We start from the raw sequence: 24,729 nt of genomic DNA, 5'->3' as shown, positions 1-24,729 counted from the left end.
GAAGGTGCTGGTCGCCGAGGACGCGGCCTATGCCCATGGGCTGGCCGAGCCGCTCGCCGATCTGGTCGTCTCGCTCGCGGGTGGCGTCAGCCACATCGTCGCGCCCTCGACGGCGGCGGCGAAGAACGCCCTGCCGCGGATCGCGGCCCTGCTCGACGTGATGGTGCTCTCGGATGTCATCGGCGTCGTCGACGCCGACACCTTCGAGCGGCCGATCTATGCCGGCAACGCGATCCAGACGGTGAAGTCCGCAGACAAGGTCAAGGTGATGACCGTGCGCACGACCGCCTTCGAGGCGGCGGGTGCGGGCGGCTCGGCGCCGATCGAGGCCGCTGCCCCGGCGGGCGACAAGGGCCTCTCGGCCTGGGTCGAGGACAAGGTGGCGACCTCGGATCGCCCGGAACTCACCTCGGCGAAGATCGTCGTCTCGGGCGGCCGCGGCGTCGGCTCGGAAGAGAACTTCGCGATCATCGAGGCGCTCGCCGACAAGCTCGGCGCGGCGGTCGGGGCCTCGCGCGCGGCGGTCGACAGTGGCTTTGCGCCGAACGACTGGCAGGTCGGCCAGACCGGCAAGGTCGTGGCGCCGGAGCTCTATGTCGCCTGCGGCATCTCGGGCGCGATCCAGCACCTTGCGGGGATGAAGGACAGCAAGATCATCGTCGCGATCAACAAGGACGAAGAGGCGCCGATCTTCCAGGTCGCCGATTTCGGTCTGGTCGCCGACCTGTTCCAGGCCGTGCCGGAAATGACCGCGAAGCTCTGACCCCCTCGGGCGGGGGCGCTGCCCCGCCGAGGCAATGCCTCGGCCCCCGAGGTATTTGCGGCAAGATGAAGACAAAGGGCGCTCCGATCGGGGCGCCCTTGCTCTTTCCTGGTGCAAATACGCCGGCGGGGAGGCGAAGCCGAGGGGGGCAGCGCCCCCCTTCTGCCGACGCGCCGGGCCGTCCGAAAGGGGAGGTGTTTGTCCCCACACGCCCTTCAGATCATCCGCCCGACGACCGGGGCGAGTGCCTCGGCAATCTCCTGATGCACGAGCGGCCCCGGCATCGAGGCGGCGGCCGGCTCCTCGAGCGCCGCGAAATGCATCCCCACCGTGCCTGCCGAGCGCGCCATGCTCGAGGGCTGCACCCGCACCAGAACCTGGGCGAGCGGCGCGATCCGGTCGACCATCTCCTGCGTCACGAAAAGCGGCTCGGGCCCGAGCGGATCGCCGAGCAGCGGGTCGCGCCAGTCGGTGAGCCACAGGAGCAGCTTCGGCCCCTCCAGCCGCTCGAGCAGTGTCGTCATCCGCGCCACCCAGGTGTGACGCAGTTCCGCCACCAGAAGCTCGTAGCGCTCGGGCCCCTGCCCCATCAGCACCGACAGCATGTGGCGGGTGAAGTTGAACTCGGTGAAATCGATCTCGCCGAAGACCGAGCGCATCAGACCCGACGCGCGCAGGAAACGGTCATTCCGGCGCGGGTGCACCGCATAGAAGCGGTTCGTCAGGTTCTGCGCCCCGGTCAGCTGCACGATCCGCAGCCGCGACAGCCGCGTCAGCTCGGGCAGCTGCGGCTCGCCCAGAAAAACGTCGACCCCGGCGTTGAGATAGCCGAAGTTCACCACCGGGAGACCGATCCGTTCCTCGAGCAGGGCAGGCCAGGGCTCCTCGACGAACTTGCCATAGGTTTCCGAACCGCCGAACGCCGAGACGAAGGGCGGCACCAGCTGCCGGCGTGGCCCTCGGAACAACAGTTTCGAGCGCCCGTAGCGACAGGGAAAATAGTCGAGGGCACCATCGCCCGCATACTCGAAAGCCATGTCCCACCTCGGTTTTCGACTCGGTTCGCGCCAGATTTGCACGCAAACCCTTGCGAAAGGGCTAAGGCGCGCCGGTCCTGCCGCGGCCGGTGCCGCCCGGGGATCCCCCTTGCGCTGCTTGCTGCACTGCAGCATAGTGGCCGCGAGTAATCGGGAAGGAACCGACATGACGATCGAAACCGTAGGTATCGTTGGCGCAGGCCAGATGGGCAACGGCATTGCCCACGTCTTCGCCCTCGCGGGTTACAATGTCCTGCTGAACGACATCGCGCAGGACAGCCTCGACAAGGCGATGGCCACCATCGAGAAGAACCTGGACCGCCAGGTCTCGCGCGAGAAGATCACCGCCGAGGACAAGGCCGCCACCCTTGCCCGCATCACCACCACGCTGACGCTGACCGATCTGGGCCAGACCGATCTGGTGATCGAGGCCGCGACCGAGCGCGAGGACGTGAAGAACCAGATTTTCAAGACGCTCGTGCCGCATCTGAAACCGACGACGATCCTCGCCTCGAACACCTCGTCGATCTCGATCACCCGGCTGGCCTCGAAGACCGACCGGCCCGAGCGCTTCATGGGCGTGCACTTCATGAACCCGGTGCCGGTGATGAAGCTCGTCGAGCTGATCCGCGGCATCGCCACCGATGACGAGACCTATCAGACGATGCTCGCGATCGTGGCGAAGCTCGGCAAGACCGCGGCCTCGGCCGAGGACTTCCCGGCCTTCATCGTGAACCGCATCCTGATCCCGATGATCAACGAGGCGGTCTACACGCTCTATGAAGGCGTGGGCAACGTGCAGTCGATCGACATGGCGATGAAGCTGGGCGCGAACCACCCGATGGGGCCGCTGGAACTGGCCGACTTCATCGGCCTCGACACCTGCCTGGCGATCATGCACGTGCTGCACGACGGGCTGGCGGACACCAAGTATCGCCCCTGCCCGCTGCTGGTGAAATACGTCGAGGCCGGCTGGCTGGGCCGCAAGACCGGCCGCGGTTTCTACGACTATCGCGGCGAGACCCCGGTGCCGACGCGCTGAGGCGTCCCGCCAGAAACACGAAGGCCCCGGAAATCCGGGGCCTTTTTCATTGCGAGGGCTCAGCCGCGCAGGTTGAGCGTGTGCTCGCGCATCTCGGCCAGCCAGCGGCGCGGGTCCCTCAGCGGATCACGCAGCTCGTCGGCCGAGAACGCCCGGCCGATCACCGGAGACTGGCGCTTGTTCAGCGCCCGGCGGATCTCGTACAGCAGCAGCCCCTGGCGCAGCGTCGCGCTGAGCTTGTTGGCGATCTGATAGGCCTGCGAGTTGCGGCCCGGGAAATAGATCGGCAGCACCTGCGCGCCGGAACGCGCCACCATCTTCGCGGTGAAGGGGTTCCAGTCCTGCTCGACCGGGGTGCCGAAATAGGTGTCCGAATGCGCGACCTGGCCTGCCGGGAACAGCACGATCACGCCCCCCGCCTTCAGCGTCGCCATGCACTCGGCGCGCATCTTCAGGCTTTCCTCCTGCGCGTTCGGCTCGTGCGGGAAGGGCACGGGCAGCATGAACTCGGCGATCTCGGGGATGCCGGTCAGCAGCGAGCGGGTGAGGATCTTGTAGTCGGTGCGCACCTGGCCGATCAGATAGGCCAGTACCATCCCGTCGACGAGCCCGTGCGGGTGGTTCGCCACCACGACGAGCGGGCCGTCCTTCGGGATGCGGGCGATCTGCTCGGCGGGCGTCGTCACCTCGATCCCCATGATGTCGAGCGCCTGCGGCCAGAACGGCTGACCGAAGGGGGCGCCGCGGCGCTCGAACTGGCGGATCAGGCGCAGGAGTTTCCACTTCGCCGTCATCCACTCGATCGCGCGGATCGTGTTCGCCTTCCAGGGATTGGTGAAAGTTCCGGCGTAGGACAGACGGCCCTTGTCATAGGGCGCCACCTCGGCCGGGGTCTGCACCGGAACGGTGCCTGCATGTTCGTCCAACACAGGACCCTCTTTGCGCAACGCGGGAAGCGCGAGCCTGCCTCAGCCGTCCTCGCCGAAGCGGTCGGCCACCAGGGCCTGCAGCGCATCGGCCAGGGCCTCGGCTTCGTCCCCGCTGGTCGAAACCTCAATAGATGTTCCGCGCGAGGCTGCCAACATCAAAAGGCCCATGATGGAATCGCCCGAAACGCGCATCCCGTCCTTTTCCACCTCGGCACGGGCGTCGAACCGCTCCACCACCTCGACGAACTTGGCCGAGGCGCGCGCATGCAGCCCCTTCTCGTTGACGATCCGCAAAACCCGTCTGATGATCACTTGCCGCCCGTTCCATATGCCGAATAGCTGTTGATGTATTTACGGCCGGCATCGAGCGCCGCCTCGACCGCCGCATGGACGCCGAGGCTGCGCGATTTCGCCAGCTTGATCAACAGTGGCAGATTGGCGCCGTAGACGATTTCGCGCTCGCAGGCCTCGCAGGCCAGCAGGCTGAGGTTCGAGGGCGAGCCGCCGAACATGTCGGTCACCACCACCACGCCGGCGCCGGTGTCGACGGCATCGGCCGCGGCGCGGATCTCGGCCTGCTTCGCGCTGCGATCATGGTCGTCCTCGATGGTGATCGCGCGGATTCCCTCCTGCGGGCCGACGACATGCTCGACCGCTGCGAGATACTCGCGCGCCAAACCACCATGTGCCACGATCACGATTCCGATCACGCGCCGCCTGCCTCTTTCACCCCGGGCTGGGCCAGAGCCCGCCGTTCCAGTTCCCTGTGCCGTTTAGACACTTGCCAGCCAGCCTCTGCAAGGGCTCGGGCGATGTTTTCCGTCACGGCAACCGAGCGGTGCTGACCGCCGGTGCAGCCGAAGCCCACGGCAAGGTGGCTCTTGCCTTCCTCAACATGGGCCGGCAGCAGGAAAAGCAAGAGATCGCGCACCTTCGTGATGAAGGGGACAAAGCGCGGATCGGCCGCGACATGGGCCGCGACCGACGGGTCGAGCCCGGTCAGCGGGCGCAGCGCCGGCACCCAGTGCGGGTTCGACAGGAAGCGGCAGTCGAACATCATGTCGAGCCCGCGCGGCACGCCGCGCTTGTAGCTGAAGCTGTGCACCGAGACCGCAAGCCGGGCGATCTTGCCCATGTCGAACCAGCGCGCCAGTTCTGCCCGCAGGTCGTGCGGGCTCATCGCCGAAGTGTCGATCAGCACATCCGCCCGCACCCGGATCGGCGCCAGCAGGTCGACCTCGAGGGTGATCCCCTCGAGCGGCGCATCCTCGGGCGCCAGCGGATGGCGGCGGCGGGTCTCGGAATAGCGGCGCACCAGCACATCGGGGTTCGCGTCGAGGTAAAGCACCTCGAGCCGCAACTCGGGCACCCGGGTCAGCCCGTCGATCAGCTCGATCAGCGAGGTGACGGCAAAATCGCGGTTGCGCACATCGACCCCAAGCGCCAGCGGGCGCGCCAGCGGCCCGTCGAGCAGCCGCGGCACGAGGCTCAGCGGCAGGTTGTCGATGGTCTCGTAGCCCAGATCCTCGAGCGCGGCGATCGCGGTCGAGCGGCCGGCCCCCGACGGGCCGGTCACCAGAACGACGCGTGTCGCCGTCTGCTGCATTGAGGGCTCTGCGCTCACGCCTGTCTCCCGCCCCTGAGCCATTGCAGGATTGCCGCTTCAAGATGGCCATCTTGCAGTCGCAGCACAAGGGGCAGGGACACGCCGAGGATCTCCCTGTGGCGCATCGGCGGCAGTCTCTCGGTCTCGCGCTCGTTCAGATCGACGACAAGGGCGATCCGGGCGGCCTCCAGCGCCGTGGCGCGCAGGATGCCGGCACCGCGCGCCTCGATCAGCCCGTGCAGCGCGGCGGGCGCGGAGGCGATCAGCCCACCGTCGCCGAGCCGCAGATCGACCCGGTCATCGGCGACAAGCGTGGCCCCAAGCGCCATCAGCCGCAGTGCGAGCGAGGATTTCCCCGCCCCGGACGGGCCGAGGATCAGCACGCCGCGCCCGGGATCGAGCGCGACGGCGGTCGCATGGATGTTGGCACCGGCCGGCGCGGCCACGGCTCAGACCGGCAGGCCGACCACGAACCGCGCGCCGAGCGGTTCCGAGCTGGCATCGGCATCGGTCGGGCGGATGTTCTCGGCCCAGATCACGCCGCCATGCGCCTCGACGATCTGCTTCGAGATCGCAAGGCCGAGGCCCGAGTGATCGCCGAACTGTCCCGGCGGGCGCTGCGAATAGAAGCGCTTGAAGACCTTGGTCAGCGCCTCGTCGGGGATGCCCGGACCGGTGTCCTCGACCACGACCAGCACCCGGTTCTCGCGCCGCCGCGCCCAGATCCGGACCGCATCGCCCTCCTCGCAGAAGCTGATGGCGTTGGTGATGAGGTTGACGAAGACCTGCGCCAGACGGCCCTCGAGCCCGGTGATGACGATCGGCTCCTTCGGCAGGTCGATGATGAATTCGACCCCCTTCTTGGCAGCCTGCTCGCCCAGATACTCGGCCAGGTTGCCGACCATCTTCATCAGGTCGAAGGTCTCCTCCTCCTCCTTCACCAGCTCGCTGTCGAGCCGCGAGGCATTGGAGATGTCGCTGACCAGCCGGTCAAGGCGTTGCACGTCCTGATCGATCACCTCGAGCAGCTTGGCGCGCTGATCCTCGCGCTTGACCACCTGCAGCGAGGCCACGGCCGAGCGCAGCGAGGCAAGCGGGTTCTTGATCTCGTGTGCGACATCGGCGGCGAACTGCTCGTTCGCGTCGATCCGGTCGTAAAGCGCCGCGACCATGCCGCGCAGCGCCCCCGAGAGCCGCCCGATCTCGTCAGGCCGCGCCGTCAGGTCGGGGATGCGCACCCGGCCGGGCTGCATCTTGCGGGCGTTGCGGTCGCGGCCGATCTCCGCGGCGCGGGCCAGGTCGGCCAGCGGGTTGGCGATGGTCGAGGCCAGCACCAGGCTGAGCCCGATCGAGACGATGATCGCCACCACGAACATCTGCAGCACCTGCTCGCGCTCGATCCGGACGAGCTTGTCGATCTCGCCCGCGGCGGAGGTCATGGCGATCATCCCGACCATCCGCCCGTTCTGGTAGATCCCGGTGGCGACCGAGAAGATCGTGGCACCGCCGCCGTCGCGGTCGGTGGCCATCACCGTCGCCCCCTCGTTCACCCGCGGCACCAGCTTTTCCGCCATCGCGCGGGTGTCGACGATCTCGGGCGCACGCGGCACGCCGCCGCGCACCAGCCCCGAAAGCCATTCCCAGCCCCGGTTCAGCATGTCGGTGATCATCGTCGAACGCTCGTCGATGCCCAGGCCCGAGACCGGTTCGTGCGGCGCAGTGCCGACCTCGTCGGAATTGGCCAGAAGGTTGCCGCCCATGTCGAAGACATAGAGCGAGGCGCCTTCCGGCAACTCGATCCCGCGCATCACGTCGGCCACGTCGAGCCCGTCGCCTGCGGCAAGGTTCACCGGTGCCGCAACCGGCATCCGCGCCTCGAACACGTCGGCGATCAGCTCGGCCTCGCTGACGATCGCGCTCTCGCGCTGGAACACAAGGCTGTCGCGGAACGGGTTGAGATAGAGCACCCCCGCCACCATCACCAGCATGGCAAGCAGGTTGAAGGTGATGATCTTGCGGGCCAGCGGCGAGCGGTTGAGCGCGATCAGGCTGCGCCGGGCACGGCCGCGTGCGAGATCCTCGTCGACCACGCTCTCGGGGCCGACCCAGTCCTCACCGAGAAGAACATCCGTCCCCGCCCGCTTCCTGCCCGTCACCTTCGGCCGCTCCGCCCCCATCTGTCCGGAAATCGTCATTCTTCGTTGTAGCGATAGCCGATGCCGTACAGCGTCTCGATCGCCGAGAAATCGTCGTCGGCACTGCGCATCTTCTTGCGCAGGCGCTTGATGTGGCTGTCGATGGTGCGATCGTCGACATAGACCTGATCGTCATAGGCGACGTCCATCAGCTGGTCGCGCGACTTGACGAAGCCCGGGCGCTGCGCCAGCGCCTGCAGCAGCAGGAATTCGGTCACGGTCAGCGTGACTTCCTTGCCCTTCCAGCTCACCGAATGGCGCAGCGGGTCCATCGTCAGGCTGCCGCGGGTGATGACCTTGTTCTCGTCACTCACCGGCGCCTCGCCCGAGGCGATCACCTCCTGGCGGCGCAGCAGCGCCCGGATGCGCTCGACCAGCAGGCGCTGGCTGAAGGGTTTCTTGACATAGTCGTCCGCGCCCATGCGCAGGCCCAGGACCTCGTCGATCTCGTCATCCTTCGAGGTCAGGAAGATCACCGGCATCGTGGTCTTCTGGCGCAGCCGCTGCAGCAGCTCCATCCCGTCCATCCGCGGCATCTTGATGTCGAGCACCGCCATGTCCGGCAGTCGCTTGGTGAAGGCATCAAGTGCAGCCTGCCCGTCGTTGTAGGTCTCGACCTCGTAGCCCTCGGCTTCCAGCGTCATCGAAACGGACGTCAGAATGTTGCGATCGTCGTCGACCAGAGCGATCCTCGACATGTCCTGTACCCTCTACTGCTCTCTTATTAATTGCCGGGCATTGTCCGCTTTCCGGCCCGTGGAATCAACTCTGTATGTGCGAATCGGACTGGTTGCGCGAATCATCTCAGCACAAAAAAAACAACGTCTGGCTAATTTGCCTCACCTTCCCGTGCTGGTTGCGCTAAACATCGCCGTGGTTGCGCTAACTGGGTCAAAGCGTCCTGTTCCATCACCGAAACGTCATGTTATAGGGGCCCATCCGCGGCGGGTTCCCGCCCCGGATCGGTATTCCATTTGGCCTGGAATGCCGGGAGGAACCCAATGAACGCCGCGCGACGGCATCGGGAGCTACAGATGATCATCGGACGTGTGAACCCGGCGAAACGCCTGGAAGACCAGGGCATCAATGGTCTGGGCAATGTCTATTACAACCTGCTGGAGCCCGCTCTGATCGAAGCGGCCCTGAAACGCGGCGAGGGGACCCTCGGCAAGGGCGGTGCGTTCTACTGCTCGACGGGCGCCCACACCGGCCGTTCTCCGAAGGACAAGTTCGTTGTCCGCACCGCCTCGGTCGAGGACTCGATCTGGTGGGAAAACAACAAGCCGATGGACCCGGCGAAGTTCGACGTGCTCCACGCCGACATGCTCGAGTACATGAAGGGCAAGGATTTCTTCGTCGAGGACCTGTTCGGCGGCGCCGACCCGGAACACCGCCTCGACGTGCGTCTCGTGGCCGAACTCGCCTGGCACGGCCTGTTCCTGCGCACCATGCTGCGCCGCCCCGAGCGCAGCGAGCTCGACACCTTCGCGCCGGAATGGACGATCATCAACTGCCCGGGCTTCAAGGCCGACCCGGAGCGTCACGGCTGCCGTTCGGAAACCGTCATCGCGCTGAACTTCGACAAGAAGATCATCCTGATCGGCAACACCGCCTATGCCGGCGAGAACAAGAAGGGCGTGTTCACGCTCCTCAACTACATCCTGCCCGGCAAGGGCATCATGGCGATGCACTGCTCGGCCAACCACGCGATCGGCAACCCCGATGACGCCGCGGTCTTCTTCGGCCTCTCGGGCACCGGCAAGACCACGCTCTCGGCCGATCCGTCGCGCATCCTGATCGGCGACGACGAGCACGGCTGGTCGGAAAAGGGCATCTTCAACTTCGAGGGCGGCTGCTACGCCAAGACGATCAACCTCTCGAAGGAAGCCGAGCCGGAAATCTACGCGACCTGCTCGATGTTCGGCACCGTCGTCGAGAACATGGTCTTCGATCCCGAGACGCTGGAACTCGACTTCTTCGACAACTCGCTGACCGACAACATGCGTTGCGCCTATCCGCTGCATTACATCTCGAATGCCTCGGAAAGCTCGCTGGGCGGTCACCCGAAGAACGTCATCATGCTGACCTGCGACGCCTATGGCGTGCTGCCGCCGATCGCGCGGCTGACGCCGGCGCAGGCGATGTATCACTTCCTGTCGGGCTTCACCTCGAAGACCCCGGGCACCGAAGTGGGCGTGACCGAGCCGCTGCCGACCTTCTCGACCTGCTTCGGCGCGCCCTTCATGCCGCGTCGCCCCGAGGTCTACGGCAAGCTGCTGCAGGCGAAAATCCTCGAGCAGGGCGCCTCGTGCTGGCTCGTCAACACCGGCTGGACCGGCGGCGCCTTCGGCACCGGCAAGCGCATGCCGATCAAGGCCACCCGCGCGCTGCTGACCGCCGCGCTCGACGGCTCGCTGCATGACGTCGAGTTCCGCAAGTCCGAGAAGTTCGGCTTCGAGGTTCCGGTCTCGGTGCCGGGCGTCGATGCGACCCTGCTGAACCCGCGCGACACCTGGGCCGACAAGGCCGCCTTCGACGCGCAGGCCGACAAGCTGGTCGGCATGTTCAAGGCGAACTTCGAACAGTACATGCCCTACGTCGACGAAGACGTGAAAGCCGCCGCGATCGGCTGAAGACCATAACGGACAGTGAACCGAAGGGGCCGGGATCTCCCGGCCCCTTTGCTTTGTGCGCGCGGCGCGCCAGATTGGGACCATGCACCTGCACGGCCTGCCCCTTTTCCTGCTGATCGCCCTTGCCGTGGCCCTCGTCTCGGTGACGGGCACGCTGCTTGGCGCGCGGCTCAGCCATCCGCGGCCGAAGGGGCCCTTCGCACCGGGCTTCGCCCTGCCGCCGCCGGCGGGCGGACGGCTGGCCACCACCTTCGCCGCGCGGCTGGCGGCGCATCCGGGACTGAATGCGGTGCATCTGCTGATCGACCCGGTCGATGCGCTCGCCGCCCGGCTCGAGCTGATCGCTGCCGCCGAAAGCACGATCGAGCTACAATATTACATCTGGCAGGACGACACCGCCGGGGCGCTGATGCTGGGCGCGCTGCGCATGGCCGCCGCGCGCGGAGTGCGGGTGCGCGTGCTGATCGACGACAACGGCACCGCCGGCATGGACGAGATCCTCGCCACGCTCGACACCTTGCCGAATGTCGAGGTGCGGCTGTTCAACCCCTTCCCGCTGCGCCGGATGCGGGTGCTCGGCTATCTCGCCGACTTCCACCGGCTGAACCGGCGCATGCACAACAAGGCGATGGTGGTCGACGGCACCGTGACCATCCTCGGCGGGCGCAACATCGGCGACGACTACTTCAACCGCTTCGCGGCAGGCGGGCTCTACATGGATCTTGATGTGGCGGTGGCCGGGCCCGTGGTGGCCGAGGTGGCGCGGCAGTTCGACCTGTACTGGAACGCCCCGCCCTCGATCCCGTCGACCGTGCTGCTGACGCCGCCCGCCCCCGCCCGGGCCGCGGCGCTGCTTGCGGCCGAGGCCGCCCGCCTGACCAGCCCTGACGCCGCGGCCTATGTCGCGGCGCTTGGCCGCGCCCATGCCGAGGGCCGCATCCTTGCCCCCGAGGCGCCCTTCACCTTCGCCCGCGCCGAGCTCGTCTTCGACCCGCCCGAGAAGATCGTCGGCCGGATCGGCAGCCGGCGCATGCTCTGGCGCCACCTGATCCGCGCGCTTGGCACGCCAAAGCGCGACCTCGTGCTGATCTCGCCCTATCTGGTGCCGACCCGCAGCGGGGTGAAGACGCTCGCGCGCTATGCGCAGGAGGGGGTCCGGGTGCGGATCCTGACGAATTCCTTTGCCGCCTCGGATGTGCCGCTGGTGCATTCGGGCTATGCGCACCGGCGCGCGCCGCTGCTGCGCCGCGGGGTCGAGCTGTGGGAATACGCCGCCGACGCCGAGAAGCGCCGCCCCGCCACCGATTTCCTCGCCCGCCGGCTGAAGGGCACCTCGCCCTTCTCGCGCAACAAGCTGCACGCCAAGGTCTTCGCCGTCGATCGGGCGCGGGTGTTCATCGGCTCGTTCAACTTCGACCCGCGCTCGATGCGGCTGAACACCGAGCTCGGCGTGGTGATCGACGCCCCGGCGATCGCCGAGGCGATCACCGATTCCTTCGACGATTTCGTGCCCGAACGGGCCTGGCGCGTCACCCTTGCCCCGACCGGCGGCTTGCGCTGGTCGCGCCCGGGCGAAGCGGAGCGCAGCGCCGAACCCGGCGCCACGCTGGGCGCGCGGCTGGCGCTTGCCATTGCCAAGCGCCTGCCGATCGAGTGGATGCTCTAGCGCGGCTTGCGCGTGCGCTTGACCTTGCGCGCGACGCCACGCTCCTTCGCCTTCAGCGCCACGCTCTTCCGCCCTGGGCGGAACGGCTTGCGCCCGCCCTTGCCGGGCCCGGGCAGGGTCGCGCCCTCGACCTCGAGCAGTTCCAGCTCGAGCCCGCCGGTCAGCGGCACCGCCTCGGCCAGACGCACCCGGACCCGCTGGCCGATGCCGATCACCGTGCCGGTCTCGGCGCCGATCAGCTGCTGCGCCTCGGGGTCGAAGTGGAAGAACTCGCGCCCGATCGAGCGCACCGGCACCAGACCGTCGGCGCCGGTCTCGTCGAGCTTCACGAACAGGCCGAACTTCTGCACGCCCGAGATCCGGCCGCCGAACTCGCTGCCGACGCGGTCGCTCAGATAGGCCGCAAGATAGCGGTCGGTGGTGTCGCGCTCGGCCGCCATCGAGCGGCGCTCGGTCTCGGAGATATGCTGCGCCGTCTCCTCGAGCGTGTCGATGTCGGCGGGGCTGAGCCCGTCCTTGCCCCAGCCGTGGCCGAGGATCAGCGCGCGGTGCACGATCAGGTCGGAATAGCGGCGAATGGGCGAGGTGAAATGCGCGTAGGAGCGCAGCGCCAGCCCGAAGTGACCGAGGTTGTGCGGCGCGTAATAGGCCTGCGTCATCGCCCGCAGCGTCGAGATGTTGACGAGCTCGTCGAACTCGCTGCCCTCGGCCTGCGACAGCAGCCGGTTCAGATGCGCGGTCTTCAGCACCTGGCCCTTGGCCAGCGTGAAGCCCGAGGCCTGCGCCACCTCGCGCAGGGCCTCGATCTTGTCCGGGCTCGGTTCCTCGTGCACACGGTAGAGAAGCGGGCGGCGCAGCCGCTCGAGCTCCTCGGCCGCGGCGACATTCGCAAGCACCATGAATTCCTCGATCAGCCGGTGCGCATCGAGCCGTTCCTTGAACCGCACCGAGGCGACCTTGCCATCCTCGCCGATCACGATCTGCCGTTCGGGCAGGTCGAGGTCGAGCGGCTGGCGCGCCGCACGGGCGCGGGCCAGCGCCGCATAGCACTCGTAGAGCGGCGCAATGACCTCCTGCACCAGCGGCTCGGTCTTCGCGTCGGGGCGGCCCTCGTGGGCGGCCTGCACCTGCGCATATTCCAGCGAGCCCACCGAACGGATGATGCCGCGGGTGAAGCGATGCGAGATCTTGTGGCCCGAGGAATTGACCTTCATCCGCACCGCCAGCACCGCGCGCGGCACATCCTCGTGCAGCGAGCACAGATCGCCCGAGAGCCGGTCGGGCAGCATCGGCACGACACGGTCGGGGAAATAGGTCGAGTTGCCGCGCCGGCGCGCCTCGCGGTCAAGCGCCGAGCCCGGGCGGACGTAATGCGCGACGTCCGCGATCGCCACCCAGAGCAGGAACCCGCCCTCGTTCGTCGGATCCTCGTCGCGCAGCGCAAGGCAGGCGTCGTCGCGGTCGCGCGCGTCGGCCGGGTCGATGGTGACGAAGGGCAGGCCGGTCAGGTCTTCGCGGCCCTCGAAGCCCGCGGGCGTCTCGGCATCGGCCTCGGCCATCACCTCGTCGGGGAAGTCGTCGGGGATGCCGTGCTGATGAATCGCGATCAGCGAAACGGCGCGGGGCGCGGCCGGGTCGCCCAGCCGTTCGAGCACGCGCGCCTTCGGCAGGCCGAGCCGTCCCTTCGGGCCGGATTGCTCCGCCTCGACCAGCTCGCCGTCGCGCGCGTCATTGGTGGCGCCCGCCGGCACGCCCCATTCCTTGGTCTCGCCCTTGTCGATCGGCACGATCCGCCCGCCCTCGGCGCCCTTGCGGAAGATGCCGACGATGCGGTGCTGGGTGGTGCCGATCTTGCGGATCGGACGCGCCTCATAGGCGTAGCCGTCGCCCTCGACCGCGGCGATGCGGGCGAGGATGCGGTCGCCCGCACCAAGCGCGGGCTCGCCCTTCGACGGCAGCACGAGACAGCGCGGCGCCTCGCCCTCGCCGCCCCATTCGAGCGGCCTGGCCCAGAGATCGCCCGCGGCGTCGGGCGCCAGCACCTGCAGCACGGTAACCGGCGGCAGCCGCGCGCTGTCGTGGAAGCTGCGCCGGCGGCGCTCGATCACGCCCTCTTCGGCCATTTGCTTGAGCAGGCGTTTCAGCTCGATCTTCTCCGCGCCCTTCAGGCCGAAGGCGCGGGCAATGTCGCGTTTGGCGCCGGCATCGGGATGGTCGGCAAGCCAGGCGAGGATCTGTTCACGGGTGGGTGTCTGGGTCATGCCCCTGACCTAGCACGGGCGCGCGGTGGCGTCACGCGAGGAAGCGGGGCGCTGCCCCGCACCCCGAGGTATTTCGGGCAAGATGAAGGGGGGGGGCGGGAGCGGTCCCGGGCCGGGTCAGAGGCGGCGCTCCATCTCGCGGTGCGGAATGCCGGCATCGTCGTATTCGGGGCCGAAAGCGGTGAAGCCGAGTTTCTCGTAGAAGGGGATGGCGTAGCATTGCGCGCCAAGCAGGATGCGGGTGCAGCCCGCCGCAGCGAGGCGCGCACAGCCCTCGCGGATCAGCGCGGCGCCAAGGCCGGTGCCGCGCGCGGATTTCGCCACGCAGACCCGGCCGATGCGGCCTTCCGTGCCCTCGACGAAAAGCCGCGCGGTGCCGAGGGGGGTGTCGCCCTCGCGCGCAAGAAGGTGGACGGCCTGCCCGTCGAGGTCATCCCATTCCTCGGCCTCGGCGATGCCCTGCTCCTCGATGAACACGGCGCGGCGCAGGGCGTGGCAGGCGGCGAGATCGTCGGTTTCGGTGAGGATCATGCGAAATACTCCCGCAGCGCGCGGGCATAGACGCGCTTGAGGGTCTCGATCTGCGCGACCTCGATGCGCTCGTCGACCTGGTGCATCGTGCGCCCGACGAGGCCGAACTCGAGCACCGGGCAATGGTCCTTGACGAAGCGCGCATCCGAGGTGCCGCCCGAGGTGGAGAGCACGGGAGTCACCCCGGTCTCGGCCTCGACCGCGCGGGCGACGAGCGCGACGAACTCGCCGGGCGGGGTGAGGAAGCTCTCGCCCGAGACCTCGGGGTTCATCGCGAAGGTGACGCCGGTCGCGGCGCTGACCCCGGCCGCCAGCGCCTCGCCCCAGGCGATCAGGCTGGCCGCGCTGTGGGCGTCGTTGAAGCGGATGTTGACGGTGGCGCGCGCCTTCGCCGGGATCACGTTGTTCGCCGGGTTGCCGCAGTCGATGGTGGTGACCTGCAGCGTCGACGGGTCGAAATGCGCGGTGCCGGTGTCGAGCGGCGCGCCGGTCATCCGGCCCAGCAGGTCGATCAGCGCATGAAGCGGGTTCTTCGCCCGGTGCGGATAGGCGGCATGGCCCTGCACCCCCGTCGCCTCGATGTAGAAGGTCATCGAGCCGCGCCGGCCGATCTTCATCATCTCGCCCATCACCTCGGGGCAGGTCGGCTCGCCCACCAGGCACACCGACATCGCCTCGCCGGTCTCGGCCATCCAGTCGAGGAGCGCGCGGGTGCCGTCGCGCCCCGCGCCTTCCTCGTCGCCGGTGATCGCCAGGATCACCGCGCCCTCGGGCGGGGCCTCGGTCACCAGATCGACCGCGGCGGCGACGAAGGCCGCGACGCCCGATTTCATGTCGGTGGCGCCGCGGCCCCAGAGCACGCCGTCATGGATCTCGCCGCCGAAGGGGTCATGCGTCCAGGCCGCGGCATCGCCCACCGGCACCACGTCGGTATGGCCGTTGAAGCCGAAGGTCTTCGCCCCCTTCGCGCCCCAGCGGGCAAAGAGATTGGCGATGCCGTTGCGGTCGACGCGGGTGCAGGCGAAGCCGGCCCGGCTCAGCACCTCTTCCAGCAGGACAAGCGCGCCGCCCTCGCCCGGCGTGACCGAGGGGCAGCGGATCAGGTCGGCGGTGAGTTTCACGGGGTCGAGCGGCATCGCGGGCTCCTTCTCATGGCGTCTCAGGCTTAGCCCCGGCCGGATGCAAGCACAACCGCGGCGGCACTGTTGCACCGCAGTCACCCGCTCTGCCCCGCGTGCCCCGTTGAAAGAAAAAGGTTTTCTCGTGGCGAGAGTCGGGCTTAAGCTGAGCGTAACAATGATGACCCGAGGCAGGGCAACGAGCAGGGCCCACGCGCCCCCATGAAACCGAGGCCGAAACGGCCCGACCCCAAGGCCGGAAGCGCGCTTCCGGTGCGGCGTTTGCGCTGCCTCCCTGACTTGCGGGGACGGCATGGCACGAGCGGCAGAGCTGAGCTACAACACCTCCGCCACTGCGATGCAGATGGCGCAGACGATCTTTGGCGACGGCGTCACGGTGGTCAGCGCCTCCTACACCGGTGCGCCGGCCTCCTCGGCGATCTATTCGAAAGGCGATTCGATCTCGCCCGAGGCGACGCCGTCCGACACCGGGGTGATCCTGTCGACCGGCAATGCCGCGAGCTTCACCAACTCGCGTGGCGATCCGAACATCGCGACCAACACCTCGACCAACACCACGGGCGTCGACAACAACGCGGGGTTCAACGCGCTTGCCGGCACGCGCACCTATGACGCGGCCTGGCTCGACGTCGATTTCGTGCCGACGGGCGACCTGATGACGATCAGCTTCACCTTCGCCTCGGACGAATACCCGGAATATGTGAACTCGATCTACAACGACGTGGTGGGGGTCTGGGTGAACGGGACGCCGGTCGCGGTGGACCTGTCGACCTCGACCACCTCGGTCAACAGCGTGAACGGCGCCAACAACGAGAACCTCTACATCTCGAACACCAATGACGCCTACAACACCGAGATGGACGGCTTCACCGTGACGATGACGCTGACCTTCCCGGTGAACGTCGGCGCACTGAACTCGATCCGCATCGGCATCGCCGACGCGGGCGATGCGAATTACGATTCGAACCTGCTGATCGCGGGAGATTCGATCCAGACCGTGCTGGTCGCCGTCGATGACGAGACCAACGTCGCGCCGGGCGGCGACAAGACGATCGACGTGCTGGCCAATGACGTGAACCGGACCCATGGCACGCTGACGATCACCGAGATCAACGGCGTCGCGGTGCAGCCGGGCGATACCGTGCAGCTTGCCTCGGGCGAGAGCGTGACGCTGAACGCCGACGGCACGCTGACGATCCATGCCGACCCCGAGGAAGAGACCGTCAACTTCACCTATGGGGTGACGAGTTCCGACGGGCATACCGATGTGGGCTTCGTCACCGTCCATGTCGTGCCCTGCTTCGTCGCCGGCACCTGCGTCGCGACGCCCGAGGGTCCGCGCGCGGTCGAGACGCTGGTGCCGGGCGATCTGGTGCTGACACAGGACGCCGGGCCGCAGCCGCTGCGATGGGTCGGGCGGCGGCGCGTGCCGGCCGAGGGCTCCCTTGCCCCGATCCGCTTCGAGGCCGGCGCCCATGGCGCGGTGCGGCCGCTGATGGTCTCGCCGCAGCATCGGGTGCTGCTGCGCACCCCGGCGGCCGAGCTGCTGTTCGGCGAGGCCGAGGTGCTGGTCGCGGCGAAGGATCTGGTCGACGGCCAATCCGTGCGGGTGGTCGAGGGCGGCACGGTCGACTATGTCCACCTGCTGTTCGATCGCCACCACATCCTGTTCTCCGAAGGCATGGCGAGCGAGAGCTTCCTGCCCGGGCCGCAGGTGCTGGGCGCAATGGAGGCCGCGGTGCAGGCCGAGATCTGCGCCCTCTTCCCCGAACTCGACCCGGAAACCGGCGCGGGCTATGGCCCGGCCGCGCGGCGCAGCCTGCGCGCCTATGAGGCGCGGCTGCTGCAGGGGCGTGCGGCATGACCGGGCGGGGCGAGCCGGGCGGCTGGCTACGGGCGCATCTGCCGGACGAGGGCGCGATCGCGCTGGCGCATCGGGCGCTGCCCGAACTCTGGCCGCGCGGCAGCCTGATGCTGGAATTCACCCTGCTGCGCGGCGAGGAGGGGCCCCTGCCGCTGCTGCACCTGCCGCCGCTTGCTCGCGACGGGCTGTTCCTGTCGATCGCGATCGGCACCGAGCACCAGCTTGCCCTGATCGAGCGGCGCGGCGCGGCCTTTCACGCGCTGTCGATCGACGTCACCGAGGAATGCCTTGCCGGCGGACGGATGCGGCTGATCTGGAGCTGGGACAGCGCCACCGACACCAGCCTGCTGACGCTCGAGGCGCTCGATCAGGCGACGCTGCGCCAGCGCGCGGGCACCGCCCCGCTGTCGCCGCGCCGTGCCGAGGTGGCGGCCCTCGTCGCCGGGGCGCAAGGCGCGCTCCCCGGGCCGCGGGTCGACTGGCTGGCGATCGGCGATCACCTGCAGCCGGTCGGGCCTGGCGCCTGCTTTGCCCCCGCCACCCCGATCGCCACGCCCGAGGGGCTGCGCCCCGCGGGCAGCCTGCAGCCGGGCGACCTGGTCGAGACCGTCGATGCCGGGCCGCAGCCGGTGCTGTGGTCGGGGCGGGTGATGCTGCCCGCGCTTGGCGCGCTGCGCCCGGTGCGGCTGAGCGCGCCGAGCTTTGCCGAGCGCACCGACCTCTGGCTTTTGCCGCAGCACCGCATTGCGTTGGCCGGCCCCGCGGTCGACTATCTCTTCGGCGAGGAAGAGGTGCTGATCGCCGCCCAGCATCTGGTCGATGGCTGCAGCGCGCAGCAACCCGACCGGCCCTGCGTGCTGGGCTGGCAGGGGATCATGCTGGAGGGGCACCATCTGCTGATCGCCGACGGCTGCCGGCTTGAAAGCCTCAGCGCCGGGCGGCTGGCGCGGCAACCCGCGCTCGCCCGCACCACCGCGCTCGCCGCGCTGGCCGAGGCGGGCACGCTGCCGGTGCATGCGACACCCGTTCGCCGCGAGCTGGCCCCGCACGAGGCTCAGGCCCTGGCGCTGGCGCGCGCGCGCGGCCGCGGCCCGCTCGCCGCCTGACCCCCGCGCAGCAGAAAGGGGGCCGAAGCCCCCTTTCGCATCTCGTTTTGCGGTCCCGGCCGGTCCTGTCGCGGAGGAGTGGGTCGCGACGGCCCTGCCGGTTCGGCCTTACGCCTCGGCCACGGTCTCGGGCTCGCGGGTCTCCCGCGGCGGACGACCGATCACCTCGCGCAGCGCGTCCAGCTCGATGAAATTGTCGGCCTGGCGACGCAGCTCGTCGGCGATCATCGGCGGCTGCGAGCGGATCGTCGAGACAACCGACACCCGCACGCCCATCCGCTGCAGCGCCTCGACGAGCGGACGGAAATCGCCGTCGCCCGAGAACAGCACGGCATGGTCGAGACGCGGCGCGAGCTCCATCGCGTTGACCGCGAGCTCGATGTCCATGTTGCCCTTGACCTTCCGCCGACCCATCGAGTCGGTGTATTCCTTCGCCGGTTTCGTCACCATCGCGTAGCCGTTGTAATGCAGCCAGTCGACGAGGGGACGGATCGGCGAATATTCTTCGTTCTCGAGCAGCGCGGTATAGTAGAAGGCCCGCACCAGCTTGCCGCGCCGTTCGAACTCCTGCCGGAGCAGCTTGTAGTCGATGTCGAACCCGAGCGCCTTGGCCGCCGCGTAAAGATTCGAACCATCAATGAACAGCGCAAGCCGCTCGTCCTTGTAAAACATCAACACTTCCTTTCGTCTTTGCCCAGCGGTAGGCGTCGTGTGAGTGGTTGACGCGAGGTAGAATATCCCCAATACGCCGCTGTGCACAGTTCCTGACAGAAGTGCATAGCAATCGGCCGCAGGCAAGGATATCTGTATTTATGGCCAATGACACTTTCCTGATTGCCCTCGGGGCAAATCTGCCCTCGGCCGTCGGGCTGCCGGCCCAGACCCTGGCCGCAGCGCTGGAAAAGATGGCAGAGCAGGGGCTTGCGCTGATCGCCGTCAGCCGGTTCTACCGCTCGCCCGCGTTTCCGGCGGGCTCCGGGCCGGATTATGTCAATGCCTGTGCCGTGTTGGCGGCTGAAGCCACGCCCGGCGCGGTTCTGGCGCGGCTCCACGCGATCGAGGAAGAGCTTGGCCGGATCCGCACCGAACGCTGGCAGGCGCGCAAGATCGACCTCGACCTGATCGCCGCGGGGCACATGGTGCTGCCCGATGCCGAAGCCCAGGCGGCCTGGCGTGCGCTGCCGCTCGAGCGGCAGATGCGCGAGACGCCGGCCGAGCTGATCCTGCCCCACCCGCGGCTGCAGGACCGCGGTTTCGTGCTGATTCCCCTCGCCGAGATCGCGCCCGGCTGGCGTCATCCGGCGACCGGCCGGACCGTCACCGAGATGGCCGCGGCCCTGCCCGAGGCGGAAAAAGCCGCCCTGGTGCCGCTCGAGCCCGCCGGGGCGTCGGATTGACCGCTTGTCAAGCCCCGATATTGCGCCTAAATAGGCGCCTCACACCTCCCACATCCGATTGGAGATGCCGATGGCCCGCGTGACGGTTGAAGATTGCGTTGACAAGGTTCCGAACCGCTTCGAGCTGGTGATGCTCGCCGCGCATCGGGCCCGCGAAATCGCTGCCGGCTCTCCGCTGACGGTGGACCGCGACAACGACAAGAACCCGGTGGTCGCCCTGCGCGAGATCGCCGAGGAAACGCAGTCCGCCGAGGATCTGCGCGAACGTCTGATCGAATCGCATCAGACCCAGATCGAAGTCGACGAACCCGAAGACGATTCCATGGCGATGCTGATGTCGGGCGAAACCCCCGACCGTCCGCGCGCCGACGACATGGACGAAGAGCGCATGCTCCGCGCCCTGATGGACGCGCAGGGTCGCGACTGAGTCGCACGACCGACGGGAGGCGGATGCGCGGATGATCGATGTCGAAGACCTGATCGCGCTCGTCCGCAATTACAACCCGCATACCAATGCCGAGCTGATCCGCCGGGCCTATGCCTACGGCATGAAGATGCACGAGGGTCAGTTCCGGCAGTCGGGTGAATCCTACTTCACCCATCCCGTCGCCGTCGCCGCGATCCTGACCGAGCAGCGGCTTGACGACGCGACGATCGTCACGGCGCTTCTGCACGACACGATCGAGGATACCCGCTCGACCTATACCGAGGTCGAGGGGCTGTTCGGCCACGAGATCGCCGAGCTTGTCGACGGCGTCACCAAGCTGACCAACCTGCAGCTGTCCTCGAACGCCTCGAAGCAGGCCGAGAACTTCCGCAAGCTTCTGATGGCGATGTCGAAGGACATCCGCGTGCTGCTGGTCAAGCTGGCCGACCGGCTGCACAACATGCGCACGATCAAGTCGATGCGGCTCGAGAAGCAGGCGCAGAAGGCGCGCGAGACGATGGAGATCTTCGCCCCGCTCGCCGGCCGCATGGGCATGCAGTGGATGCGCGAGGAACTCGAGGACCTCGCCTTCAAGGTGCTGAACCCCGAGGCCCGCACCTCGATCATCCGCCGCTTCGTCTCGCTGCAGAAGGAATCGGGCGACGTGATCTCGAAGATCACGCACGACATCCGCACGCTGATGGACAAGGCCGGGATCGAGGCCGACGTCTTCGGTCGCGCGAAACGGCCCTATTCGATCTGGCGCAAGATGGAGGAGAAGCAGCTTGCCTTCTCGCGCCTGTCCGACATCTACGGCTTCCGCGTCATCACCGAGAATGTCGAGGATTGCTATCGCGTCGTCGGGCTGATCCATCAGCGCTGGCGCGCCGTGCCGGGCCGGTTCAAGGATTACATCAGTCAGCCGAAGACGAACGGGTACCGCTCGATCCACACCACGGTGACGGGCCGCGACGGCAAGCGCGTCGAGGTGCAGATCCGCACCCGGCAGATGCACGAGGTCGCCGAGGCCGGCGTCGCCGCGCACTGGTCCTATCGCGACGGCGAGCCCGCCGAGAACCCCTTCGCCGTCGATCCGGCGAAATGGCTGTCCTCGCTGACCGAGCGCTTCGCCGAGGGCGACCACGAGGAATTCCTCGAGAACGTCAAGCTCGAGATGTATTCCGACCAGGTGTTCTGCTTCACGCCCAAGGGCGATGTGGTGAAGCTGCCGAAGGGCGCGACGCCGATCGACTTCGCCTATGCGATCCACACCCGGATCGGCAATTCCTGCGTCGGCGCCAAGGTCGACGGCATCCGCGTGCCGCTCTGGACCCGGCTGAAGAACGGCCAGTCGGTCGACATCATCACCGCCGCCGGCCAACGCCCGCAGGCGACCTGGCTCGACATCGTCGGCACCGGCCGCGCCCGCGCCGCGATCCGCAAGAGCCTGCGCGAGGAAGACCGCTCGCGCTTCGTCAAGCTCGGCGCCGAGCTTGCCCGCGTCGCCTTCGAGCATGTCGGCCGCAAGGTGTCTGACAAGGCGCTGCGCACCGCGGCGAAGACCCTCGGCATGGTCGACGAGATCGAACTGCTCGCCCGCCTCGGCTCGGCCGAATTCACCGCGCGCGAAGTGGTCGAGACGCTCTATCCCGAACTCGCCCAGCACGGCCCGGAGACGGTCGAACCCACTCGCGCGGTGATCGGCCTTGGCGCCGACCAGAGCTTCCGCCGCGCCGATTGCTGCCAGCCGCTGCCCGGCGAGCGCATCGTCGGCATCACCTATCGCGGCCAGGGCGTGGTGATCCACGCGATCGATTGCCCCGCGCTCGAGGAATTCGAGGAAGAACCCGAACGCTGGGTCGACCTGCATTGGCAGCCCGGCCAGCACCCGCCCGCCTATACCGCCTCGCTGAAGATCACGATCTCGAACGACGCGGGCGTGCTTGGCCATATCTGCACCTTGATCGGGCAGCAGAAGGCCAATATCTCGGATCTGCATTTCATCGACCGCAAGCCGGACTTTTACTCACTTGTCGTGGAAGTCGAGCTAAGGGACGTGGAACACCTGCACATGCTGCTCACCGCGCTCGAGGCGGAGACGGACGTGGCGCAGGTGGAGCGGTGGCGCGACATCACGCGCAAGCCCTGAGCGGGCCCGAGGGCACCGCGGACAGAGGGAACGGCCCCCCGCAAGGGGGAGAAGGACGACGGTGGTTTTCAAGCGGCGCAACAAACGTCCCTTCCTTCAGGCGCTGCGCGAGGCGGTCTGGCCGCGCGGCGGCTGGACGCGTGCCTTCCATTACATCCGGCACCGGCTGAACCGCCTGCCTGACCGGCCCGAGCGGATCGCGCGCGGCATCTTCGCCGGCGTGCTGATCTCCTTCACCCCGCTCTTCGGCTTTCACCTCGGCGGCGCGGTGGCGCTTGCCTGGCTGGTGCGCGGCAACATCATCGCCGCACTCTTCGGCACGCTGCTCGGCAACCCGCTGACCTTCCCGCTGATCGCGCTCATCTCGATCAAGCTCGGCCACTGGATACTCGGTCGCCACCTTGCCCAGGTCCGGACCGAAGGGCTGTTCGAGACCTTCGCGCATGCCTTCCACGACCTGCGCCACAATCTTTTCGCCCTGTTCACCCATGAGCCGACGCAATGGCACGGGCTGGCGAATTTCTTCGACGGCATCTTCCTGCCCTATCTCGTGGGCGGGCTGCTGCCGGGCATCGCCGCGGGGCTGGTGTGCTATTTCATCGCCCTGCCGATCGTCACCGCCTATCAGAACCGCCGCCGCACCCGGCTGAAGGAGCGGCTGACGAAGATCCGCGCCAAGATCAGTCCGCGCCGCAAGGATGGCCCGCCGCCGCCCGGCGAGGGCTGAGCCTGCCGAGACGGGCGCGCAACGCCGCGCCCCCCCTTTTCTTCCGCGCGGGCTTGCGCGCATACTCCCGCCGCACTGACCGGAGGATCCCATGCCCCACTCGCTTCGCCTTGGCGTCAACATCGACCACGTCGCCACCCTGCGCAACGCCCGCGGCGCCGCCTATCCCGAACCGCTGCGCGCGGCCCTTCTGGCCGAGGCGGCAGGTGCGGACGGCATCACTGCCCACCTGCGCGAGGATCGCCGCCACATCCGCGACAGCGACATCGCCGCGCTGAAGGCCGGGCTCGGGATCCCGCTCAACTTCGAGATGGCGCCGACCGACGAGATGCAGGCGATCGCGCTGGCCACCGCGCCGCATGCCTGCTGCCTCGTCCCCGAGAAGCGGCAGGAGGTGACGACCGAAGGCGGGCTCGACGTGGTGGCCGATCTGCCGCGGCTGACCGAGTATGTCGGCGCGCTGAACGAGGCGGGGATCCGCGTCTCGATGTTCATCGGTCATGACCCGGCACAGATCGAGGCCTCGGCGCAGATCGGCGCGGCGGTGATCGAGCTGCACACCGGCCATTACTGCGACCTGCATTATGCCGGCCGCTTCGCCGAGCGCGATCTCGAGCTCGAGGCGCTGGCGGCCGGCGCGGCCTATGCCAATTCGCTCGGCCTCGAGGTGCATGCGGGCCATGGCCTGACCTTCGAGACGGTCAGCCCGGTCGCGGCGATGCCCGAGATCCGCGAGCTGAACATCGGCCATTTCCTGATCGGCGAGGCGGTGTTCATCGGCCTCGAGGGCGCGATCGGCCAGATGCGCGCCCTGATGGACGCCGCGCGGGGCGAGTGAGCGTGATTCTCGGCATCGGCTCCGACCTCGCCAATATCGACCGCATCGCCGCGACGCTCGACCGTTTCGGCGACCGCTTCCGTACCCGCGTCTTCACCGAGACCGAGATCGCCAAGGCCGAGCGGCGCGCCGATATCGCCGGCACCTATGCCAAACGCTGGGCGGCAAAGGAGGCCTGCTCGAAGGCGCTCGGCACCGGGTTGCGGATGGGGATCTCCTGGCGCGACATGGCGGTGACGAATCTGCCGACCGGGCAGCCGGTGATGCACCTCACCGGCTGGGCCGCCGAACGGCTTGCCACGATGACCCCGCCCGGCCACGAGGCGATCGTTCACGTCACATTGACCGACGACGCCCCCTGGGCGCAGGCTTTCGTGGTGATCGAGGCACGACCCCTTCCTTGACTTGGGCGCCGCCCC

At 68.1% G+C, this 24,729-nt stretch carries 24 protein-coding genes; 12 read left to right on the top strand and 12 right to left on the bottom strand.

Annotated features, from left to right (window positions below):
- Positions 1-763: electron transfer flavoprotein subunit alpha/FixB family protein (locus DYS74_RS12980; RefSeq protein ID WP_121534118.1), on the top strand; the 763-nt coding region annotated here is incomplete at its 5' end.
- A 215-nt stretch (positions 764-978) separates the two neighbouring features.
- Here DYS74_RS12980 and DYS74_RS12975 read toward each other — a convergent pair.
- A complete protein-coding gene (locus tag DYS74_RS12975) occupies positions 979-1,800 on the bottom strand; it encodes a DUF6473 family protein (protein WP_121534117.1) in 822 nt (273 codons plus the stop codon).
- Positions 1,801-1,966: 166 nt separating this feature from the next.
- Between DYS74_RS12975 and DYS74_RS12970 the strand changes: the two genes are divergently transcribed.
- Positions 1,967-2,842, top strand: coding sequence for a 3-hydroxybutyryl-CoA dehydrogenase (locus DYS74_RS12970; RefSeq protein WP_121534116.1), 876 nt, complete (start codon positions 1,967-1,969; stop codon positions 2,840-2,842).
- A 59-nt stretch (positions 2,843-2,901) separates the two neighbouring features.
- Here the strand turns inward: DYS74_RS12970 and DYS74_RS12965 are convergent, their stop codons facing one another.
- The 7 genes from DYS74_RS12965 to DYS74_RS12935 are packed head-to-tail and all read right to left on the bottom strand — an operon-like array spanning position 2,902 to position 8,270.
- Entirely contained in the window at positions 2,902-3,768 is an 867-nt protein-coding gene (locus tag DYS74_RS12965; protein ID WP_245965280.1) for a lysophospholipid acyltransferase family protein, read from the bottom strand.
- Positions 3,769-3,810: 42 nt separating this feature from the next.
- Positions 3,811-4,080, bottom strand: a complete 270-nt coding sequence (locus DYS74_RS12960) for an HPr family phosphocarrier protein (RefSeq protein WP_121534122.1) — start codon at positions 4,078-4,080, stop codon at positions 3,811-3,813.
- Entirely contained in the window at positions 4,080-4,481 is a 402-nt protein-coding gene (locus tag DYS74_RS12955; RefSeq protein WP_121534114.1) for a PTS sugar transporter subunit IIA, read from the bottom strand. The genes DYS74_RS12960 and DYS74_RS12955 overlap by 1 nt, the downstream gene beginning before the upstream one ends.
- Positions 4,478-5,377 (bottom strand): RNase adapter RapZ, encoded by a 900-nt coding sequence (rapZ, locus tag DYS74_RS12950; protein WP_121534113.1) that lies wholly within the window; start codon positions 5,375-5,377, stop codon positions 4,478-4,480. Before rapZ ends, DYS74_RS12955 begins: the two co-directional genes overlap by 4 nt.
- Positions 5,378-5,391: 14 nt before the next feature.
- Positions 5,392-5,823: an HPr kinase/phosphorylase gene (locus tag DYS74_RS12945; protein WP_121534112.1), complete on the bottom strand. Its 432-nt coding sequence runs from the start codon at positions 5,821-5,823 to the stop codon at positions 5,392-5,394.
- A 3-nt stretch (positions 5,824-5,826) separates the two neighbouring features.
- Complete coding sequence (locus tag DYS74_RS12940; protein WP_183077525.1) at positions 5,827-7,572, bottom strand: sensor histidine kinase; 1,746 nt, start codon at positions 7,570-7,572, stop codon at positions 5,827-5,829.
- Complete coding sequence (locus DYS74_RS12935; RefSeq protein WP_121534110.1) at positions 7,569-8,270, bottom strand: response regulator transcription factor; 702 nt, start codon at positions 8,268-8,270, stop codon at positions 7,569-7,571. Before DYS74_RS12935 ends, DYS74_RS12940 begins: the two co-directional genes overlap by 4 nt.
- A 336-nt stretch (positions 8,271-8,606) precedes the next feature.
- On the opposite strand from DYS74_RS12935, the gene DYS74_RS12930 reads away from it, so the two are divergent.
- Both DYS74_RS12930 and DYS74_RS12925 read left to right on the top strand, forming a co-directional pair.
- On the top strand, positions 8,607-10,205 hold the full coding sequence (locus DYS74_RS12930) for a phosphoenolpyruvate carboxykinase (RefSeq protein ID WP_121534109.1): 1,599 nt from the start codon (positions 8,607-8,609) through the stop codon (positions 10,203-10,205).
- 82 nt (positions 10,206-10,287) lie between these two features.
- Complete coding sequence (locus DYS74_RS12925; RefSeq protein WP_121534108.1) at positions 10,288-11,871, top strand: phospholipase D-like domain-containing protein; 1,584 nt, start codon at positions 10,288-10,290, stop codon at positions 11,869-11,871.
- On the opposite strand, the gene rnr is transcribed toward DYS74_RS12925, so the two are convergent.
- The 3 genes from rnr to dapE all read right to left on the bottom strand — a co-directional run bounded on the left by rnr (position 11,868) and on the right by dapE (position 15,799).
- Entirely contained in the window at positions 11,868-14,132 is a 2,265-nt protein-coding gene (gene rnr, locus DYS74_RS12920; RefSeq protein WP_121534107.1) for a ribonuclease R, read from the bottom strand. The two genes, DYS74_RS12925 and rnr, sit on opposite strands and share 4 nt — an antisense overlap.
- 117 nt (positions 14,133-14,249) lie before the next feature.
- Positions 14,250-14,663: a GNAT family N-acetyltransferase gene (locus DYS74_RS12915; protein WP_121534106.1), complete on the bottom strand. Its 414-nt coding sequence runs from the start codon at positions 14,661-14,663 to the stop codon at positions 14,250-14,252.
- Positions 14,660-15,799, bottom strand: a complete 1,140-nt coding sequence (gene dapE / locus DYS74_RS12910; protein WP_121534105.1) for a succinyl-diaminopimelate desuccinylase — start codon at positions 15,797-15,799, stop codon at positions 14,660-14,662. The genes DYS74_RS12915 and dapE overlap by 4 nt, the downstream gene beginning before the upstream one ends.
- 295 nt (positions 15,800-16,094) lie before the next feature.
- Here dapE and DYS74_RS12905 point away from each other — a divergent pair, with 295 nt between their 5' ends.
- A complete protein-coding gene (locus DYS74_RS12905; RefSeq protein ID WP_121534104.1) occupies positions 16,095-17,666 on the top strand; it encodes a Hint domain-containing protein in 1,572 nt (523 codons plus the stop codon).
- The gene (locus DYS74_RS12900) at positions 17,663-18,772 is read left to right on the top strand and encodes a Hint domain-containing protein (RefSeq protein WP_121534103.1); all 1,110 of its coding nucleotides are present in this window, start codon (positions 17,663-17,665) and stop codon (positions 18,770-18,772) included. The genes DYS74_RS12905 and DYS74_RS12900 overlap by 4 nt, the downstream gene beginning before the upstream one ends.
- A gap of 108 nt (positions 18,773-18,880) precedes the next feature.
- Here the strand turns inward: DYS74_RS12900 and DYS74_RS12895 are convergent, their stop codons facing one another.
- Entirely contained in the window at positions 18,881-19,444 is a 564-nt protein-coding gene (locus DYS74_RS12895; protein WP_121534102.1) for a LabA-like NYN domain-containing protein, read from the bottom strand.
- A 140-nt stretch (positions 19,445-19,584) separates the two neighbouring features.
- Here DYS74_RS12895 and folK point away from each other — a divergent pair, with 140 nt between their 5' ends.
- The 6 genes from folK (at position 19,585) to acpS (ending at position 24,714) form a co-directional block, all read left to right on the top strand.
- On the top strand, positions 19,585-20,169 hold the full coding sequence (gene folK / locus DYS74_RS12890; protein ID WP_121534101.1) for a 2-amino-4-hydroxy-6-hydroxymethyldihydropteridine diphosphokinase: 585 nt from the start codon (positions 19,585-19,587) through the stop codon (positions 20,167-20,169).
- A gap of 70 nt (positions 20,170-20,239) precedes the next feature.
- Positions 20,240-20,596, top strand: coding sequence for a DNA-directed RNA polymerase subunit omega (gene rpoZ / locus DYS74_RS12885; RefSeq protein ID WP_121534100.1), 357 nt, complete (start codon positions 20,240-20,242; stop codon positions 20,594-20,596).
- A gap of 31 nt (positions 20,597-20,627) precedes the next feature.
- Positions 20,628-22,745 (top strand): RelA/SpoT family protein, encoded by a 2,118-nt coding sequence (locus DYS74_RS12880; protein WP_121534099.1) that lies wholly within the window; start codon positions 20,628-20,630, stop codon positions 22,743-22,745.
- A gap of 61 nt (positions 22,746-22,806) precedes the next feature.
- Entirely contained in the window at positions 22,807-23,472 is a 666-nt protein-coding gene (locus DYS74_RS12875; RefSeq protein ID WP_121534098.1) for a DUF2062 domain-containing protein, read from the top strand.
- 91 nt (positions 23,473-23,563) lie between these two features.
- Positions 23,564-24,310: a pyridoxine 5'-phosphate synthase gene (locus DYS74_RS12870; protein WP_121534097.1), complete on the top strand. Its 747-nt coding sequence runs from the start codon at positions 23,564-23,566 to the stop codon at positions 24,308-24,310.
- 2 nt (positions 24,311-24,312) lie between these two features.
- Positions 24,313-24,714 carry a holo-ACP synthase gene (acpS, locus tag DYS74_RS12865; RefSeq protein WP_121534121.1) on the top strand — a complete coding sequence of 134 codons (402 nt, stop codon included), beginning with the start codon at positions 24,313-24,315 and terminating at the stop codon, positions 24,712-24,714.
- The last annotated feature ends 15 nt before the right edge of the window (positions 24,715-24,729 follow it).

The organism is Paenirhodobacter hankyongi, from assembly GCF_003664585.1.
Lineage (GTDB): Bacteria > Pseudomonadota > Alphaproteobacteria > Rhodobacterales > Rhodobacteraceae > Rhodobacter > Rhodobacter hankyongi.
The sequence above is the reverse complement of the archived record's forward strand: the minus strand, read 5'-3'. Positions and strand labels throughout refer to the sequence as shown.